This is a genomic window from Halomonas flagellata (assembly GCF_022487945.1).
GTDB lineage: Bacteria > Pseudomonadota > Gammaproteobacteria > Pseudomonadales > Halomonadaceae > Halomonas > Halomonas flagellata.
Window position 1 is genome coordinate 1 of record NZ_JAKVPY010000041.1, and the last position, 17804, is coordinate 17804.

Sequence of the window (17804 nt, forward strand, 5' to 3'; positions counted from 1 at the left end):
CAGGCCTGGCGGAAGTCGGGAACGATCGATAAATGGTGCATAAGGGACGGTGTCAGCATGAGTCATCCATGAGCAAAAGCCGTTAGATGACCACATTAGCTCCTACTGGTAAAGCGCTACGAAGCCCCCGAGTTCGACACTTCCAGCCCGATTTTGGCCTGAATTCGACGCCTGTGGTCTGAGAATTCAGTGACTTAGCAAGTCACGGGCAAAATCTTTGTAGTGACACGTTTTTCTCTCGGCGCCTTGTCAGTCACATGATCGCCGGTCTATGGTGGTGACATGTTCGTCAAAGTCACCAAATCCGGCCCGCGCCGCTACGTGAAGCTCGTCGAGTCCTACCGCGACGAGGCCGGCAAGTCGCGCCAACGCGTGATCGCGACGCTGGGTCGCCTCGAGGCCGTCACGGCCGGCGAATCCAGCGCGCTGATCAATGGCTTGCTGCGGGCATCCGGCCAGCCGACCCTCGATGAGGGCACCGGCGAGACCGACTTCGCGCCGGCGCGATCCGTTGGCGATACCTGGCTGCTGACGTCGCTCTGGAAAGAGCTTGGATTGGATGACGCCTTCCGGCGGGTGCTGCGCACCAAGCGGCAGTTCGATGCCGAGCGGCTGCTGCGGGTCATGGTGTTCAACCGCCTCTGTGACCCCGAATCGAAGCTCGGTGTGCTGCGCTGGCTGGAAGATGTGCTGGTACCCGACGTCGACACGGCCTCGATCAGTCATCAGCACCTGCTGCGCACCATGGACACTCTGTCGGACTGCAGCGAAGCCCTCAATGACGTGCTGGCACAGCAGCTCAAGCCGTTGATCGATCAAGAGCTGTCGATCGTCTTCTATGATCTCACCACGATCCGGGCAGAAGGCAGTACCTCACTCGATGGTGATGTCCGCCATTATGGTCCCTCGAAGGAGGGCGGGATCGCCCGACAGTTCATGCTGGGCGTCGTGCAGACGGCGGAAGGCCTGCCCATCCACCATGAGGTATTCGATGGCAACGTCGCGGAAACCAAGACGCTGCTGCCGACCATCGAGACCATGGTCAAGCGCTTCAATGTCCGCCGTGTCGTGCTGGTGGCCGACCGTGGGCTGCTCTCCCTCGATAACCTCGACGCCTTGTCAGCCGTAAAGATCGATGGGCGCCACCTCGAGTTTATCCTGGCGGTTCCGGGTCGTCGCTACAGCGAGTTTGATGACCTGCTGAAGGCGTTCCATCAGACCCACTGCCAGGACGCCGATCGCGAAGCCTACGGCGAGATGGCATGGCAGGACCATCGGTTGATCGTGGCGCACCGGCCGGAGGTCGCCAAGGTGCAGACGGCAGCGCGCGATCAAAAGATCGAGGCACTGCAGGCTGATGCTCGCCAGTGGTTCGAGAAGCTGGATAACCAGGATGCCGGGCGTCGCTATCGCGGCAGAAAGCTCTCTGATGCCGGCGTGACGGCCAGGTTCTACAAGGCCGTCACTGACGCTCACCTTGGTCATATTCTCAAGGTCGACCTGACGGCCGAGACGTTCAACTACGTGCTGGATCAGCGAGCGCTCGATCGCGCCAGGATGCTGGATGGCAAGCTGCTTCTGGTCACCAACATGGCCGATCATGAGCCACAACAGATCGTGGAGCGCTACCGGGCGCTGGCTGACATCGAGCGCGGCTTCCGAGTGCTGAAGAGCGACATCGAGATCGCGCCGGTCTACCACCGGCTACCGGATCGCATCCGCGCCCATGCCCTGATCTGCTTCCTCGCCCTGGTGCTTTACCGGGTGCTCAGGATGCGGCTGAAGGCGAGCCATCATCCGCTGTCGCCTACGCGGGCACTGGAGATTGCCCGCAAGATCCAGTTCCACCAGGTCCTGCTTCATCGTCGCGAGACGGCGAGCGGCCTGACCAAATTGAAGCCTGAACAACGCGACCTTTTCGAGGCGATTGGCCTGCCGGCACCTGCTGCATCACGCTTGTAGTGCCAATTTTGACAACGCGTTTTCAGGTAAATCAGCAGTTTACGCTTCTATCTGTCGAACTCGGGGAAGCCCGTCATAGCGCGGTTTTTCATGCGTTTTCCCTGACGGTGCCAGCCGCCGCCCGGCGCCCAGGCGGTAGTACATGGGGCAGGTTGTCGACGAAGATATCGCGAATATCCTGATGGAGCCTTGCCTTGTGGCGGCCGGACAGCCACCGCCCCAGCACGGCCAGCAAATCAACCGCTCAGCTCAGCTCACCTCACGCCTGACCACCCGAGCCGGATTCCCGGCGGCCACTTCCCCGGCGCCGATAGCCTGAGTCACCACGCTGCCGATGCCGACGATGGCGTGATCGCCGAGGGGTCACGCCCCTGGATCTCGATGCGACAGTGCCGAATCCGGGTGCGTGGATGGATGGCGACCTAATTGCCCGCGGCGAGCCCCGGTTGCGCCAGCGCAGCCGCCACAGCGCCAGGCGCTGCCTCGGTGTCATGCAGCGCGGGTCTCGCGGTGCTTCAGCGCAAGCACCAACAGCGTCACCTGGACATAGGCATAGAAGGCCGCGATCATCTCGTGCTGCAGGGCAACTTCCGTCAGGCCATAAATCCCGAACCCGGAGGTGAACAGCAGCCCGGTCAGCGCATAGGTATTGGAGCGGTCCTGCCGATAGAGCCGGAACTGATACAGCCCCGGCGCCACCAGATAGCCCAGCAAGGCCACGATGCCGAGCCCCCCGCCGGTGGCCAGCATCTCGAAGTACTGGCTATGGGCATGACTACGACTCACAGTCAGCACCCACTCCGTAAGAGCCCCTTGATCTACCAAAGTAGCATTTAGTGCCTCACGCTCATTGTAAGTCAACCCGATTAGGGGGCGCTCAATAAATGCTCTTATCGCAGAAGTCCAGAGCTCAATGCGGCCACCACTTGAGGTACCAGAAAAATCATGTCGAATAATCTTGCTAAATTCTAATATAGTGTAGTCAACACGATCTTGTACTGTCGGAAGTATGAAATAGCTACCGAACACCAGCATCAAAAAGGCCACGCCGGTGGCGATCAAGCGGTGCCAGCCGAGACGGTCGGCGTTCAACACCAGCAACCACCCCAGCAGCAGCGGCACGGCCAGGATCGCGCCGCGGGTCAGGGTGAGGATGACGGACAGCGTGGCGGCCAGCGCCCCCAGCAGCAACCAGGCTTTATGCGTGGAACCGCGCATCAGGGCCGCGCAGATGAACGCCAGGGCACAGGCCAGGTAACCGAAGTTGATGCTGAACAGGAAACCATCCGCCCTATGCCAGCCCAGCCACTGGGTCTGATAGAGCGCCAGCAGCGCGCCGCCGAGGCTGCCGATCACCGCCCCCCCCTCCAGCCAGCGCCGGTATTGGCCGAGCGAGATCGCCGGCGCGGCATGGCGCAACATCAAGTAGACAGGGATGGAGGCCACCATGTGCAGGGGCGCGCTCAGGTAGCGGCTCTCGAAGTCAGCCAGCACGAACGCCGGTAGCTGCGAGACCAGATACAGGCTGATCAGGCCGATCACCGCCCAGTCGAAGCGGTTCACCGCCAGGCTGGCACGATGGACGACCAGGTAGGCGAGGGCATAGAGCATCACCAGCGCGATGACGATATGGCTGCGCACGGGCGTGGCGATCAGCAGCACCAGCACCAGGAACAGCGCCCCGGCGTTCAGACTGACGGCACGCTCGCGGGAAAAGACAGAATTCATGGGATTGGACGACACCGATGGGTTGCAAGAATGGCGGTTCCCGGGCACATGCCCTGCCCGGAAACGCCGCGGGCGCCCTGAAGGCGCCCGCGCGATTGTATAGCATGTCACTCCGGCATTCAGGCTATCTGGCCCCGAAGCCGGTGAAAATGGTCTTCAGTGTCTTGAAAGTGATCAGCACGTCGATCCATAGCGAAAAATGCTTGATGTAGTAGAAGTCGTACTGCAGCTTGGCGGTCATGCCGTCGACCTCCGCCGCATAGCCCTGCTCCACCTGGGCCCAGCCCGAGATGCCCGGCCGCACCACGTGACGGTAGCTGAAGAAGGGCACGTCCTTCTCATACCACTCGGACAGCGCCAGCGACTCGGGCCGGGGGCCGATGAAGCTCATCTCACCCTTCAGCACATTGAACAGCTGCGGCAACTCATCCAGCCTGTACTTGCGAATCACGCGCCCCACCCGGGTGATCCGGGGATCGTCCTCCCCCTCGGTAAAACCCTTGCCGTGGTGATCGCAGCGCATGCTGCGGAACTTGTAGACCTTGAACGGCACGCCCCGATAGCCCATGCGCTCCTGCACGAAGAGCACGGGGCCCGGGCTATCGCGCTTGATGGCAACCGCCGTGGCCAGCATGATCGGCGACAGCAGCGGAATCAGCACGAGAGCCCCGAAGAAATCCACCACCCGCTTGAACCCCTGGTAGAGCGAGGACGGCAGCAGGCTACCGAATTCATTCTCGGAGAGATGCTGGATGCGCACCCGGCCGGTGACCGACTCCTGCACCTGCTTAACGTTGTAAACCGGGATGTGGGCCAGCGTGCACTTGGCCAGGAACTTCTCCCACTCGGGAGTCAGGTCTTCCGCATGCAGGTCCGCCACGATAGCATCAAACCTTACCCGATCCAGTTCCGGCTTATCGAGATACCTCAACTCGATTTGTCGAGTGCCCTGAAGCTTCAGTGCCTCCCCCAGCGGCACCACGGCCAGCTTCAAGCGCCGATAGCGCTTGCCGATAAAATGACCGGCGAAAAACCACAACAAGCACGCCAAATAGCCACTGAACATGACTTGGCGAGTATAGCCCTCCCGCGTAAAAAACAGGATGGCTACCATCACGAGAAAGTAGATAGTGACCGTGGGGGCAATGTAGGCGACGACCTGGGATCCAGGAAACCTGGCCAAGCGCCTTAGCGTAAACAGGATACCAATAAACGCCAGGATAATGGCGGCGATGGTATTACGCCGCACATCAGGCAAGTAATGCCAGAACTCCCACCCCCAGCGCTCAAGCGACGGCAGCATCACCACCAACGGCAATCCGATCAGTAGCTGAAAAGGCACTCCCAGAAGAATTTTTTCATACCACCGAGAGTGGCGGCGTTCAAAATCAGTGCGCACATCAACCCCTTACGAAAAAGTAACCCTGATGAAAAGTAAGCACCCCCGGCCAAGCCGGGGGATTACCTTGTTTATTTATGTCTAGCGCACCTAAAATCTACCTGTGGCGTCGAAAAAATTGAGGAATCTTTGAAAGATTCTTATAACCAAGCGCAAACCAAGGGTTGATGTCATTACGAGCCATGGCATCAATATCTTCTCGGGTCTTTTTCATGATCGATGACAGGCTGCGATTGCTCACACCACCCACACGCATCTTGACCAAGACCTCGGACAAATAACTGACAGAAACCTTACCGTTACTCAAATATCGTAACAATGCATCGTAATCGCCAGAAATCCGGAACTCCAGATCAAAGCCACCTAGCTCATTGTACAGATCACGCCTCATGAAGAAGGTAGGGTGTGGTGGCATCCAACCACGCTTGAGCTTCTTTTGATTGAAGCTTCCAGACTTCCAATAGCGGACAATTTTTGTCGTATCAATGGCGCTCACATATTCCAAATCACCATATACTGCGCCTTTTCCTGGATCGGCAAAGCTTTCAGCCACATGGCTCAAGACATTGTCATGCGCATAGAGATCATCGGAGTGCAAGAAGCCCACCACATCGCCAGTCGCATGCTTGATTCCCTTGTTCAAGGCATCATAAATGCCCTTATCCTTTTCTGAAATTAAAACATCAGCCTCATCAAGGGTTTGGCGCGCGATATCGACCGTGGCATCACTGGACAGGCCATCGACGACAACATGCTCAACATTAGGCCAACTCTGACGCTTCAAGGAAGCGATGGCTTCACCTATGGTTTTTTCACTGTTGTAACAAGCGGTGATAATTGAGATTTTGATTGGTTGTGTCATTAGCAGCGGCCATAGAGATCATTGAAGCGCACGATATCATCTTCCCCCAAATAGGAGCCCGACTGCACTTCTATCAATTCCAGAGGGATAACGCCAGGATTTTCCAAGGCATGAATCTGACCGATCGGAATATAAGTCGATTCATTTTCACTGACCAAGTAGCTTTTTTCGCCGTTGGTCACCTTGGCCGTACCCGAAACCACCACCCAATGTTCGGCGCGATGATGATGCATCTGCACCGAGAGCTTGGCACCAGGCTTCACGGTGATGCGTTTGACTTGATAGCGAAGCCCATTATCGATGGAGTCATACATGCCCCAGGGCCGATAGACCTCGCGGTGGTTCTCGTGCTCGTCACGGCCTTCAGCCTTTAGCCGTTCAACGATGCTCTTGACTTCCTGCACCCGGTTCTTGTGAGCAACCAACACAGCATCCTTGGTCTCGACCACCACCAGGTCATCCACGCCAACCGTCGTCACCAGCCGGTGGTCGGCATGTATCATCAGGTTGTTGCCGTCCTGGATCATGACATCCCCATGGATCACATTGCCATGATCATCCTTATCGCTCACTTCCCACAACGCTGACCAAGAGCCGATATCGCTCCACCCGGCATCCAGGGGCACCATGCTGGCGTGCTCCGTGCGTTCCATCAGCGCATAGTCAATGGAATCTGCCGGGCATGACCTGAAGGCCTCGGCATCGAGGCGGGTAAAGTCGAGATCCTGGGTGGCTCCGTTCAAGGCCGCGCGACAAGCCGCGACCATCTCCGGTTGGAATCGCTCCAGTTCCTCCAGGTAGCGATCCGCCCGGAACAGGAACATACCACTGTTCCAGTAGTAATCGCCGGTTTCCAGATAGTCTTGCGCCGTAGCACGATCGGGTTTTTCGACGAAGCGCTTGACCTTGAAACCATGGCTGCCTTGCGGTTCGCCACGCTGAATATAGCCGTAGCCGGTTTCAGGGTGCTGGGGGACCACCCCGAAGGTCACCAGTTGGCCTGTCTCGGCCAGTTGGCGAGCATGGTTCACGCTTTCATGGAATGGCGCCACATCTTCGATCAGGTGATCGGCGGGCAGCACCAGTAACAGCGCTTCTGGATCCTGCTCCACTGCATGAAGCGCCGCAAGCGCAATCGCCGGGGCAGTATTACGGCCTGCCGGCTCCAAGAGGATTTTTGCATCATTGATGCACAACTGGCGGATCTGTTCGGCCGCCAGGAACCGATGTTCCTCGTTGCAGATCAATAGAGGTGCATGATGCTCAAGCAGAGCCAGCCGCTTGAGCGTTTCCTGTAGCATGCTGCCCTCGCCGGTCAGCGGTAAAAACTGCTTGGGGTGCAATCTCCGGGACAGCGGCCATAGCCGTGAACCACTGCCTCCGGCCATGATGACGGGAGTGATCATGATCGGAATGTCCTTATCCAACAAAGAGAGAAGAAATGGCTGGCAAGTAACCCAAGGTATTGGCATGCACGTCTTCACACACACCTATCTCATCAGGCAACCACCATTGGTACTGGCCATGCTGTTCTCGTGGAAGCCTGGCCAACTCCGGCGACGAACTGAAGTGGTAGGCCAGGACCACGTAATGGGTCGACACGTCCGAATCGAATTGGCTGTCGGTATAGAAGTGTTCATACACCCCAAGAAAGTGCATGTCCGCCAACGAGCGTCTCTGTCCCAACTCCTCGGTTGTCAGGCGTAACGCGGCGGCATCGAGCGTTTCATCTTTCCGAACACGGCCCCCCGGCACGAACCATTGGCCTTGGGCAGGGCGATTGAACCGTTGCCCAAGCAGCCACTCCCCCGAGGCATTGGTGATCACAAAATCCAAAGACACCAACGGGGTATGCGCAACCACCTGAGAAAAGTCGCTATTGCTCAACCACATACGATATCAGCCACGAAAACGATCCTGATGCTCCAGAAACCAGCGATAAGTATCCGCTAATCCGGCCTCCAAGGATATGCCGGCTTGCCAGCCAAGGGTTTTCAGTCGTGACACATCCAGCAGCTTACGCGGCGCGCCATCGGGTTTGCTGGCATCGAACTGCAAGCGGCCAGGAAACCCCGTCACGCGGGCGACGGTCTCGGCCAATTCGCGGATGGTACAGTCAACGCCGGTACCGACATTAATATGCGACAGCATCGGGTCGGTATTGGCCGTATAGGTGTCCGGGTCCAGCCCCATGACATGCACGCTGGCTGCCGCCATGTCATCGACATGCAGTAACTCACGCCTGGGCTTGCCACTGCCCCATACCACCACTTCTTCGTCACCGCGTAGTTTCGCTTCGTGGAAGCGGCGCAGCAAGGCAGGGATCACATGCGAGTTTTCGGGATGAAAGTTGTCGTGGGGGCCATAAAGATTAGTCGGCATCACGCTCCGGTAGTCACACCCATATTGGCGGTTATAGCTTTCACAGAGCTTGATCCCGGCAATCTTGGCAATGGCATAGGGTTCGTTGGTCGGTTCCAGCGTCCCCGTCAACAGTGCGTCCTCGCGCATCGGCTGTTCGGCCAGCTTGGGATAGATACAAGACGATCCCAGGAACAGCAGCTTATGGACCCCGGCTCGATGTGCCGCCTGAATCACATTCGACTCGATCATCAGATTCTCGTAGATGAACTCCGCCGGATAGCTATTATTGGCCTGTATGCCTCCCACCTTGGCCGCGGCAAGATAGACTTGGTCGATATCATGCGTCTGGAAAAAGGCGTCGACCTGGGCTTGCCGGTTCAGATCGAGATCATCACGACCCGCCGTAAGGATCCGAGTATACCCGAGTGATTCCAGACGCCGCACGATTGCCGAGCCCACCATCCCCCGGTGCCCAGCCACGAAGACGGTTTGATCGAGATCACGCGTCATGCTCAGCCCTCCACGCTAACCGGTATCTCATAGCCATGCTGCTTGAGCAGAGCATGACGTTTGGCGACCTTGAGGTCCTCGGCCACCATCTCTGCGCACATCTCTTCGACGGTGATCTCTGGTTCCCAGCCCAACTTGGCCTTGGCCTTGGCGGGGTCGCCCAGCAGGGTCTCCACCTCGGCGGGACGGAAGTAGCGCGTGTCAACCCGCACGATGACATCTCCGGGCTTCAGCGCGGGTGCCTTATTGCCTCTCACTTCCTCGGCAATGGCGACCTCCTCGACCCCCGTCCCTTCGAATCGAAGCGTGATGCCCAGCTCGGCGGCACTCAGGCGGATGAAGTCACGCACCGAGATCTGCTTTCCGGTGGCAATCACAAAATCCTCGGGCTCATCCTGTTGCAGCATCATCCACTGCATTCGTACATAATCCTTGGCATGCCCCCAGTCACGCAGCGCATCCATATTCCCCATGTACAAACACGCTTCCAGCCCTTGGGCGATATTGGCCAAGCCACGGGTGATCTTGCGCGTCACAAAGGTCTCACCGCGCCTCGGGGATTCGTGATTGAACAGGATTCCGTTACAGGCATACATGCCATAGGACTCACGATAGTTCACGGTAATCCAGTAGGCATAAAGCTTGGCCGCCGCATACGGTGAGCGGGGATAGAAAGGCGTAGTCTCGCGCTGGGGGGTTTCCTGTACTTCACCGAAAAGCTCGGAGGTAGAAGCCTGGTAGAAGCGTGTCTTTTTCTCAAGTCCTAACAGGCGAATTGCCTCCAAGAGGCGCAGCGTGCCTAGTGCATCCACATCGGCGGTATACTCCGGCGATTCGAAGCTCACCGCTACATGGGACTGCGCTGCCAAATTGTAAACCTCGTCTGGCTGCACTTGCTGGATAATCCGGATCAAATTAGAGGAATCAGACATATCGCCGTAGTGCAGCACGAAGTTTTGGTTCTCAACGTGCGGATCTTGATAGATATGATCCACACGCTGGGTATTGAACAGCGACGCACGGCGCTTGATGCCATGAACCACATAGCCTCTCTCGAGCAGGAACTCGGCGAGGTATGAACCATCTTGCCCAGTAATCCCTGTTATTAATGCACGCTTACACATTTTAAATCTCTTATTCAATAGTTTATCGCACTTTGCCTGGCAAAGCGGCATGGACCTTCTAGAAGAAGTGATCATGACCAGTATTTGTGGACATCAGTCTAAACGACTTATATGGTCTTGAATTCCTCGGGCTGATCATCATAATCTCAATGTGCCGAAATTACTAATTGTACTACATCTCGATGTACTCGATCACTTGCCGCCGCATCGCCGCCCAGGTACCGAATCGTTCACCATGTGCCGCTTCAACCTTGCAGCTGTAAAAGGAACTCTCGTCACAGGCGTTGTCGTACGCGCTCATGCTGCAGACAGGGCACAGGATGCCGTCTGGCTGAGCTTCTTGTTCTGGTGCTCGGCCTAGGAGAATGAGGTTTGATTCATGGGGATTTAAGTAAGCCAGTGGCTAAGAAACTGAATTCCACCCCGTCACCGGCAATCAGCCGGTAGGGAGGGGGGAACGGTTTATGCAGCGTATTCCTAAATATGCCTTCCGTATTATCAGGGAAACCAATATTAAACTCATAGCACTACCTATAGTAAATAGCCCCGATTCCGAAAAGGAGAAAAACGCAAAAACCGCGACCAACGCGAATCTGTCATTAAGCTTCAAGCTGCTTGCCCCCATTAAAATAAACAAGTAAGAAAGAACAACAATAAGCCCAAACAGCCCATGCAAATAAAAAACTTCAATGTAACCATTATCAATACGAAACATAGTTACTCTATTGCCATAATCGCCAGCCACATGCTCAAGGTTTGCTACTAACTCTCCAAAAGATCCAAGAATGTATTCAATGGGAGTAAAATCACTTACATTCAGTGAAATAGAAGTGAGCCACCATGAAACCCTGCCTGACGTAGCATAGTAGACTACTTTGTCATCCACGGTGAACAGCGCAACCCCTGCAAACGCAACCATTATGATCGCCATACACATATATAAAAATAAACCGAATCTTATTTTCTGTAGAATCTTGAAAAAGATGAGGAACGCAAGCATCAACTCAACCAATCTTGTAGACGTCATTATAACAAGCACAGAGATGACAATAATAAAGAATATTTTTACGCTTTTTCTAACGTCAGCAACAAACAGCAAAACAAGAGCCACAATAAATAGGTGCTGCGCAAGTCGTCCAGGGTGGCTATAGCCGAACAGATATCGCTCACGTCCGTAAACTGATGTCGATAGTTCGCTTCCGTCACCTAATGCCACTATTGATACGACAAACAAACTCACACCAAAAGAAAGCATGAGCATACTGAAGAATTTTTTACTGACTGTCGGGTGCGATATTGCAGCACCAAAGGCAACCAACAAAAAAACCCCCAAAGAGGAATATATTCTCATGTAATTTACGACACCAACCACCATCGACTTTAATATTTCAACACATAACAGAGACAAAGAAATCAACAATGCAACAATTATAATTTGGCGAAGCCTTGGAGATTCGCTTAGGTATAGCCTGTGGTGAACAATTCCAGACATCGCAACAATTAGCACAGCCCCATGACGTATTATTTGATCAATAAACTGAATATTTTCCGGCCATATATCTGTATTGATGACCACATTAATAAACGGATAAACAATAGCAAACGTATATATAAAGAAAAGGTGCATAACCTTTGTCACCGCGCATCCCTATATTCTATTTTTGATAAAAAAATCCGGTACGAACAGGTTTTCAATTCCACATTTCCAATCATAATGGGGCAGACTCAAGCATCTTGACAAATTGCTGTCGTTGTTATAGGTAGAACAGGAAGTTGGCTGGAGCCACAGCGACATAGCGGATTCTTATTTGCCGGTCATGAGGTCTTACTGATATCGAACACAAGCGGTCGCCTGCGGTTACTCCTCTTATGAACCCAAGCCAGCATTGCGCGTGGGCTCAGAACAGTCGTAGGTCGCAAGCCTGGTCTTCCGGTAACGTTCGGATCTGTCAATGCGCTTGCGATTAGACGGCAACCCCGCTTAGTCAAGTAGTTGGAAAATAGCGACATTGCACCTTTCAGACTCTCTTCCTTATTGTGTCCGGCCAGCCGTTTATGATAACGCGAGCGAATGCTTCCATAAGCAAAAAGCTCCTTTGCGGCGATCAGCAATAATTCATGTAGTGGGTCAGGAACCGAGAAAAGCGCATGTCTAGGCCTGCAAGCCGAAAAAATGGCTTCGTTATCGGCATAGGTAAACCAACACTTGGTCATTGAAGTCATAAAGTCCACAACAAGCGTACGGTCTTCGCAGGGCATACTGATAGACCAAAAATTAAGCCTTTCCATTACGCATGCTTGCTCGGCATAGGGGCTATTACGCAGTGTGGCCAGGACAATGCCTTGCGCTTTCGCCAGATCGTCCGGCCGTATCAATATGTCAACATCATTGTTCCAGTCATCAGGCAACCCCTCGTAATTTCGCAGAATAACGAAGGGCATGGCAGGCCCGAGTGCCTGCAGGAGCGCAGTAAGAACCTGAGGAGCGGTGTTAAGTGGAGGCATGACGGTCATAATTTAAGATTACCTGTCCGTTTATTGTAGTATGATATGTTCACTATTACAGCGGTAACCGGCAGAAGAGCAAAGAATGCGACCATCGCATAGGTCCATCCCGCCCAGCCCAGTCCGGCCAGTATGGGCAGTACCACGGTAATCTGTACAAAACTATACATATTGAGCGCATGTATGCCGTCTGCCAAGCGCCACTTGACGAAAATTGGCCGCGTCAGGGCATGGCTCAACGATGCCATCAACAGCAGTGGCAGCAGCACCCAGTACTCAGCGAAGCGGTCACCAAAAAGTAGATTGACGATCTGAGGCCCAAGCAGAGTTGCCAACGTCAGCAGAATTGCCGAACCCGTCAGCGCAACTCTTTTAATGCGATCCGTCTCTGTGAAGCTGCGCCCCGAGCGTGCAAGTTCCGCACTGAAGTGATTATCGATCACTTGACTTATTAGTCCAATTGGATTCGTGGCTGAACGCAGCCCCTGAAAGGCTGCTAGACCTGCCTCACCGAGACCACGGTCAACTAATATCACTGTCGCGAAATTTGTTGCGAAGTTGGCAACAGCCGTACCTAAGTTTGCTAGGTGGCGAATGGCACTACGATCCGGCAGTGATGGATGTACTTCATGAAGAGCGTCGCGCATGGCAAAGGTAAAGCCGATCACCGCCATGGCATTCACCACTATCTGCATAAGGGTAAAGTTCGTTGCGTCGAGCTGTTCTGCTCCAATCAAAAACATACCGGAAAAGAACAGAGCAAAACGTGTCATCGTTACGGGACATGCGGAGCGCGAGCCCTTCAGGCGGATAGTTAGCCAGCGGGCAGCCTCGTAAGCACATTGCGATGCAAAAAATCCCAGTGCCAGCAACCATAACTGAGGCGTAATCCGCCCCTCGAAACTTGTAAAGAAATTCATCGCTAGCGGACTTGCGAGTGCAAAGACCAATAACAAAATTACCAGCAGCACGATGGAGACGCCAAGGTGTTTTCCAGCGTCCTCCCCAGCACTGGATGCCATGGGCAACAACACCAGTCCGAAAAGAAAGAAACTGAAGGACTGGTTGAGACTAAAGAGCCCGGTGTAGATTTCCAGCGCAGTCTGATCGAGTTGGCGTACGGCCACTAGAAACAGGAAGAATGTAAAGCCACTGGCGAAAATCTGCTCGCCGAGAGACAGCAGGACGGTCTTTGATCTCATAGACCAATCCTTTCGCGAATCTTTTTAACCGCATATTCTGCACCAACATTGGCATCGATTTCACTGAAATACGAATAGGAACTTAGCCTACTCGTAATTCGATCATATTGTTCAGTTATTTCATCGATGGTCAGCTCGGGCTTTCCTTCGTTGATAACCACAGGATCACGTAGCGGTGTCACGACGAGGTCGGGTTTCGGCCCAAGAGCGAGGAACAGGCGTGGTACGACGCAGGGTAGTTTTAGATAGGCGCGCTGGTAAAGGAAGTCATGATATGAGCGCGCAAAAACAATTACCTCGCCGGGCTTTGCACGGCGCACCGTAATATGACCTAGTACGTGATCAATTCCGTACCAAATGCCGAGAAGCACTGCCTTAGCAGGTCTGAGAGGACGAACCATGCCTGCATCAAGCTTTCCCTCGGGTACAGCCTGGCGCGGCGCGCGACCCAAAACTCGGGAGATAGATGGCATAATCCCGAACGCAAAATTCATACGGTGCACCGAATAATTCTTCGAAAGTGATTCGGCTAACCGATCGGCAATTGTGGTCTTACCACTACCATCCGGGCCCAGAACAACAATGTAGCATACACGATTCATTTTCTGTTCTCAGCTTCACTTCTCTCGGCGACCATCTCGTCATATTTTATACTTATCAGGAGTTCGTAGAATGTCCGCAGGAGTGCGAAACGAAGACCTGCTTTTCCATCAAGAAAGCCACCGCGGAAAAAGTATAAGTACAGGAACCCAATGAGCGGCCGGAATGGGAGCCTCATATATATCTGTTTCAACCCCTTGCGCCGCAATCCCGGATCGTGGGAAAAGATTAGTCCGTACCCGCTCTTGACTCCCCGAATTTTTTCCACAGCCTCGGCTGTGGAATACCGGTTGTGCCGTTCCATCCAGTAGGATACGCCCTTTGCGAATGGATAGTGTAACAGGTGCCCTGACAGCCGCATTACCGGGCGGTCACAGCGGTATTCTTCGTTAATCTCGCGCTCTACCCGCACGGATGACGCATGACAGAGCCGCCCGAACCAAGTTGGGTAACCTGACGAGCGGCGGATCCAACGGCCCATAAAAAAATCTTTGCGGCGCACGTAGCCCATGCCGAAGTTTCCAGACTTGATCTGCGCAAAATCTCGGCGAAGCTCTGCAGTAAGCGGCTCAGAGATCATCTCGTCCGCATCAAGAAAAAATATCCATTCATTTGATTTTGGCATGTCTTTCAAGGCGAAATTACGCTGGCTTGCGTAGCCCTTGAAAGGTTCTTGAATCACGGCGGCACCAGCCTGTCGCGCAATATTAACTGTATTATCATCGCTGAAGCTGTCAAGCACGATAACTTCGGCGTAGTCGTTAAGCGCCGACTCGATAGCACGCGCAACCACCATCTCCTCATTCTTTGTGAGAATCACTACCGTAATTGGGAGTTTTTCAGTGACCAAGCTCATCGTATATCTCAATTAGGCGTTTGACGGAGCGATCCCAACTGAACATGTCTGATCGCTTGAGCAAGCGGGCGCGCTCCGCTTCGGCATTTGCATTATCGAATCCAAGAGACAGCACGCGAGGTATCTCATTCTTTGCGTTCAGGTCAAAGGCATAGTCGGTTTCGCCGATGATTTCATCTAGAGCTGAGCCACGTGAAGCAAGCACAAGTGCTCCACATCGAGCCGCCTCAAGTGCTGGCAGACCGAACCCTTCGTAGATGGATGGAATGAGTAAGGCAGAAGTATTGCTATAGAGCCGGCGCAAAGTGGCATTATCAATTCCGGAGATCTGCAGAAAGGTGGTTGGAGGGAGCCCTAAGGCGGCGGCACTAGCTAGCTCCCTAGAAGATAGTGGGCCACCGCCTACGATGACAAGACGATATTCCAATCCTTTTGACCATGCTTTAGCCAATATTGACAGAACATAGGGGAAGTTTTTGCAGTATCCCCGCGTGCCGACATACAGGAAGTATCTGAACGGCACGATTCGTTCACCCATTACATTGAAGGGTTCGGAAATTGGCTCCGGAAAGAACTCTTCGTCTGCACCATTATAAATCACCTCGACGATTCCTGGGTCCACATCAGGGTAGTGTCGCAAAAGATCTTTCCTAGTGCACTCGGAGACAACAACGATCCGGTCCGCATGACGACAGGCACGCTTCTTGATCCTGGCAAGTATCGGGTCGCGGAAGCTGGATGGGAATTTCTCATTCATGAAATCGTGAATTGTGACAATATTGAATTTCGAATTCTTTGAGACACGATAATAACTGGAATGAAACACATCCGATACTACCTGCGGCCCGCGAACACGGCGCACCGTTACTGTTCCCCTTTCCGTTATGACGGGTTGTGTAAAGGTTAGGTCTCTACGGAACGCATTGTTTTTCACGTCGGGTCCTTCAAGAAAAGTTATATCTAGTGCAGCACGATCTAACCTCTCGATGTTCTTAGCCCAGTACTTACTAACGCCGCCCACGGACTGCAATTCGAATACAAAGTTATCAAGGAGAATCATTTCGTGACCCCACAAAGCCGCTCAGCCAGGTCATTACCCATATTGAGAAGACCAAGCAGTGCAAGAGTTGCTGCTGCAATCCCGCCCGGAGCATCTCTGAAGGTGTTGAGAAAATGGGACGCGGCGACCTTGCTATCCCAAGCACCAATCTCACGTTTGAATTTTCGGTGGTGCTGACCAAGCCAAAACCCAACGCGGTCGGTCATAGCAGGCGCCGTTTCTGTGAATAGTTCCCAGTCGATAACTGCAAATTTCGGGTTCTCAGGTTGGACCTCTGCATTGCTAAAAACATTTTCGGAGCCCAAGTCGCAATGAGCGGCACATACGGCGAACATGTGATCAGAAGTAATCTCCCGTGCAACCCTTCTTATCACTGGGTTCGTGACGCGCTCTAGAGATACATCAAACCATTCGAAGGTGCTGCGCGGCAATACCGCAGGAAAATCCATGGGGCGTAATGACGCGATCGCATCGAACAAGAGGTCTGGTAGACCCTTAGATTTATCGTGGATGCTTAGCCCACTATCGGCAGCACTCACACATAGCATACAAGCCTGCTTTGAATCTCGAAAATTAACAACGCGTGGAACTTGAAAAGGTAATACTGCACTATCTAGCTTCAGCAATACAGCATATTCACGTGCAACTCCTATCTTGGCATCATTGGTTAACGCGATCTTTTCTACCGTCAGAAGCCCACCCCTGCCATCAAACTCAAAAGCATATACACGACCATTTTGCTCAATCTTATGCATGAGAATGGCCATGGCGCCATCCGATTTAAAAGTGGTAATTTCTGGCAACAGATATTGAATCCGGCGAAACTCTCGCGGAAGTCTCCGCGAAAGTATCAGGTTCATAGCATTAGCCACATAGGCGATCCTACGTATCAGAGAGTAGCGGGGGTAAATATGACGTAATGCAGTGAGAGCATGAAGCCTATTTGTTCCTGAATAATAAAAATCAATTAATGATGTCATCATACAGCTTTATCTATGTGTCCGATCCGGGTGATTGGCCACCCGCTTGTGAAATAACTCAGGCCGTTTTTGTCCGAAAAATAAACTCATAGACAGCGCTATGGAACGAAAGCTAATGGCCAGCTTGTCATATCACGTGCAGATTCGCTGGAACTAATTGAGCCAGCCGAAATAGCGCTCAATGATATTCCGCTGCCGGTACCAGGGCTTGTCGAAACCCTTGCCAGTCTAAGCCGAGGCTTTCGGTTCATTTTTCGCTGAGCGATGATCGATTTCATCCGATACCGGTCGCAGTATTCGCGCAAAGTATCACCGTCGTAGCCCCTGTCAGCTTCAATGGAACCACTTCAAGATAGTGTATCAACCTGAAGGTGTCCGCATGAGGCCATCCGTTGGCAAAAGCTCAATCGAACAACGCCTGCTCCTATTCGTAAAGTTCTGCGATCCTATTTGTAGAACGGTTTTTCATACGTTTTCCCTGGGCTGGTTTTCCTTCATCGGCAGCAGGTAGTCTGCACCCTGCTGCAGCAGGGAAAACGCATGAAAAAACCTACACCGCGAGAATGTCTGCCAGATAGGTCTCATCCAGCGCCGCTTTCTTCTGTTTCCGCCGGATGCCGCCCTTGAAACGCGTCTCCCCTTTCAGGTAATT

At 53.5% G+C, this 17804-nt stretch carries 15 protein-coding genes and 2 pseudogenes; 1 reads left to right on the plus strand and 16 read right to left on the minus strand.

Features of this window, described 5'->3' with window-relative positions; genetic code table 11:
- Positions 1 to 282 precede the first annotated feature (282 nt).
- Positions 283 to 1962 carry an IS1634 family transposase gene (locus tag MKP05_RS20210; RefSeq protein WP_240569969.1) on the plus strand — a complete coding sequence of 560 codons (1680 nt, stop codon included), beginning with the start codon at positions 283 to 285 and terminating at the stop codon, positions 1960 to 1962.
- 489 nt (positions 1963 to 2451) lie between these two features.
- On the opposite strand, the gene MKP05_RS20215 is transcribed toward MKP05_RS20210, so the two are convergent.
- The 16 genes and pseudogenes from MKP05_RS20215 to MKP05_RS22165 all read right to left on the minus strand — a co-directional run.
- Complete coding sequence (locus MKP05_RS20215) at positions 2452 to 3690, minus strand: O-antigen ligase family protein (RefSeq protein WP_240569970.1); 1239 nt, start codon at positions 3688 to 3690, stop codon at positions 2452 to 2454.
- Between the two features lie 124 nt (positions 3691 to 3814).
- Complete coding sequence (locus MKP05_RS20220) at positions 3815 to 5089, minus strand: sugar transferase (protein WP_240569971.1); 1275 nt, start codon at positions 5087 to 5089, stop codon at positions 3815 to 3817.
- A gap of 97 nt (positions 5090 to 5186) precedes the next feature.
- The gene (locus MKP05_RS20225) at positions 5187 to 5951 is read right to left on the minus strand and encodes a glycosyltransferase family 2 protein (protein ID WP_240569972.1); all 765 of its coding nucleotides are present in this window, start codon (positions 5949 to 5951) and stop codon (positions 5187 to 5189) included.
- On the minus strand, positions 5951 to 7357 hold the full coding sequence (locus MKP05_RS20230) for a mannose-1-phosphate guanylyltransferase/mannose-6-phosphate isomerase (RefSeq protein ID WP_240569973.1): 1407 nt from the start codon (positions 7355 to 7357) through the stop codon (positions 5951 to 5953). Before MKP05_RS20230 ends, MKP05_RS20225 begins: the two co-directional genes overlap by 1 nt.
- Positions 7358 to 7370: 13 nt before the next feature.
- A complete protein-coding gene (locus tag MKP05_RS20235; RefSeq protein WP_240569974.1) occupies positions 7371 to 7844 on the minus strand; it encodes a GDP-mannose mannosyl hydrolase in 474 nt (157 codons plus the stop codon).
- A gap of 6 nt (positions 7845 to 7850) precedes the next feature.
- Entirely contained in the window at positions 7851 to 8825 is a 975-nt protein-coding gene (fcl, locus tag MKP05_RS20240) for a GDP-L-fucose synthase (RefSeq protein ID WP_240569975.1), read from the minus strand.
- A 2-nt stretch (positions 8826 to 8827) separates the two neighbouring features.
- Complete coding sequence (gmd, locus tag MKP05_RS20245; RefSeq protein ID WP_240569976.1) at positions 8828 to 9949, minus strand: GDP-mannose 4,6-dehydratase; 1122 nt, start codon at positions 9947 to 9949, stop codon at positions 8828 to 8830.
- A gap of 178 nt (positions 9950 to 10127) precedes the next feature.
- Positions 10128 to 10247 (minus strand): annotated as a pseudogene (locus MKP05_RS22160) (IS3 family transposase); the annotation flags it as partial.
- Positions 10248 to 10385: 138 nt separating this feature from the next.
- On the minus strand, positions 10386 to 11588 hold the full coding sequence (locus tag MKP05_RS20250) for a hypothetical protein (RefSeq protein WP_240569977.1): 1203 nt from the start codon (positions 11586 to 11588) through the stop codon (positions 10386 to 10388).
- 176 nt (positions 11589 to 11764) lie between these two features.
- Entirely contained in the window at positions 11765 to 12463 is a 699-nt protein-coding gene (locus MKP05_RS20255; protein ID WP_240569978.1) for a hypothetical protein, read from the minus strand.
- Positions 12460 to 13656 carry a hypothetical protein gene (locus tag MKP05_RS20260; protein WP_240569979.1) on the minus strand — a complete coding sequence of 399 codons (1197 nt, stop codon included), beginning with the start codon at positions 13654 to 13656 and terminating at the stop codon, positions 12460 to 12462. The genes MKP05_RS20255 and MKP05_RS20260 overlap by 4 nt, the downstream gene beginning before the upstream one ends.
- Complete coding sequence (locus MKP05_RS20265; protein ID WP_240569980.1) at positions 13653 to 14258, minus strand: DEAD/DEAH box helicase family protein; 606 nt, start codon at positions 14256 to 14258, stop codon at positions 13653 to 13655. Before MKP05_RS20265 ends, MKP05_RS20260 begins: the two co-directional genes overlap by 4 nt.
- Complete coding sequence (locus MKP05_RS20270; protein ID WP_240569981.1) at positions 14255 to 15112, minus strand: glycosyltransferase family 2 protein; 858 nt, start codon at positions 15110 to 15112, stop codon at positions 14255 to 14257. Before MKP05_RS20270 ends, MKP05_RS20265 begins: the two co-directional genes overlap by 4 nt.
- A complete protein-coding gene (locus MKP05_RS20275) occupies positions 15096 to 16172 on the minus strand; it encodes a glycosyltransferase family 4 protein (protein ID WP_240569982.1) in 1077 nt (358 codons plus the stop codon). Before MKP05_RS20275 ends, MKP05_RS20270 begins: the two co-directional genes overlap by 17 nt.
- On the minus strand, positions 16169 to 16939 hold the full coding sequence (locus tag MKP05_RS20280; protein WP_240569983.1) for a hypothetical protein: 771 nt from the start codon (positions 16937 to 16939) through the stop codon (positions 16169 to 16171). The genes MKP05_RS20275 and MKP05_RS20280 overlap by 4 nt, the downstream gene beginning before the upstream one ends.
- A 372-nt stretch (positions 16940 to 17311) precedes the next feature.
- Positions 17312 to 17484 (minus strand): annotated as a pseudogene (locus tag MKP05_RS22165) (transposase); the annotation flags it as partial.
- Positions 17485 to 17804: the final 320 nt, after the last annotated feature.

Excerpts from the sequence above, each read along its gene's own strand:
- MKP05_RS20230 (WP_240569973.1), bottom strand. The coding sequence starts at position 7,357 with ATGATCACTCCCGTCATCATGGCCGGAGGCAGTGGTTCACGGCTATGG.
- MKP05_RS20235 (WP_240569974.1), bottom strand. The coding sequence starts at position 7,844 with ATGTGGTTGAGCAATAGCGACTTTTCTCAGGTGGTTGCGCATACCCCG.
- MKP05_RS20280 (WP_240569983.1), bottom strand. The coding sequence starts at position 16,939 with ATGGCCATTCTCATGCATAAGATTGAGCAAAATGGTCGTGTATATGCT.
- gmd (WP_240569976.1), bottom strand. The coding sequence starts at position 9,949 with ATGTGTAAGCGTGCATTAATAACAGGGATTACTGGGCAAGATGGTTCA.
- MKP05_RS20210 (WP_240569969.1), top strand. The coding sequence starts at position 283 with ATGTTCGTCAAAGTCACCAAATCCGGCCCGCGCCGCTACGTGAAGCTC.
- fcl (WP_240569975.1), bottom strand. The coding sequence starts at position 8,825 with ATGACGCGTGATCTCGATCAAACCGTCTTCGTGGCTGGGCACCGGGGG.
- MKP05_RS20265 (WP_240569980.1), bottom strand. The coding sequence starts at position 14,258 with ATGAATCGTGTATGCTACATTGTTGTTCTGGGCCCGGATGGTAGTGGT.
- MKP05_RS20260 (WP_240569979.1), bottom strand. The coding sequence starts at position 13,656 with ATGAGATCAAAGACCGTCCTGCTGTCTCTCGGCGAGCAGATTTTCGCC.
- MKP05_RS20270 (WP_240569981.1), bottom strand. The coding sequence starts at position 15,112 with ATGAGCTTGGTCACTGAAAAACTCCCAATTACGGTAGTGATTCTCACA.
- MKP05_RS20225 (WP_240569972.1), bottom strand. The coding sequence starts at position 5,951 with ATGACACAACCAATCAAAATCTCAATTATCACCGCTTGTTACAACAGT.
- MKP05_RS20275 (WP_240569982.1), bottom strand. The coding sequence starts at position 16,172 with ATGATTCTCCTTGATAACTTTGTATTCGAATTGCAGTCCGTGGGCGGC.
- MKP05_RS20255 (WP_240569978.1), bottom strand. The coding sequence starts at position 12,463 with ATGACCGTCATGCCTCCACTTAACACCGCTCCTCAGGTTCTTACTGCG.
- MKP05_RS20215 (WP_240569970.1), bottom strand. The coding sequence starts at position 3,690 with ATGAATTCTGTCTTTTCCCGCGAGCGTGCCGTCAGTCTGAACGCCGGG.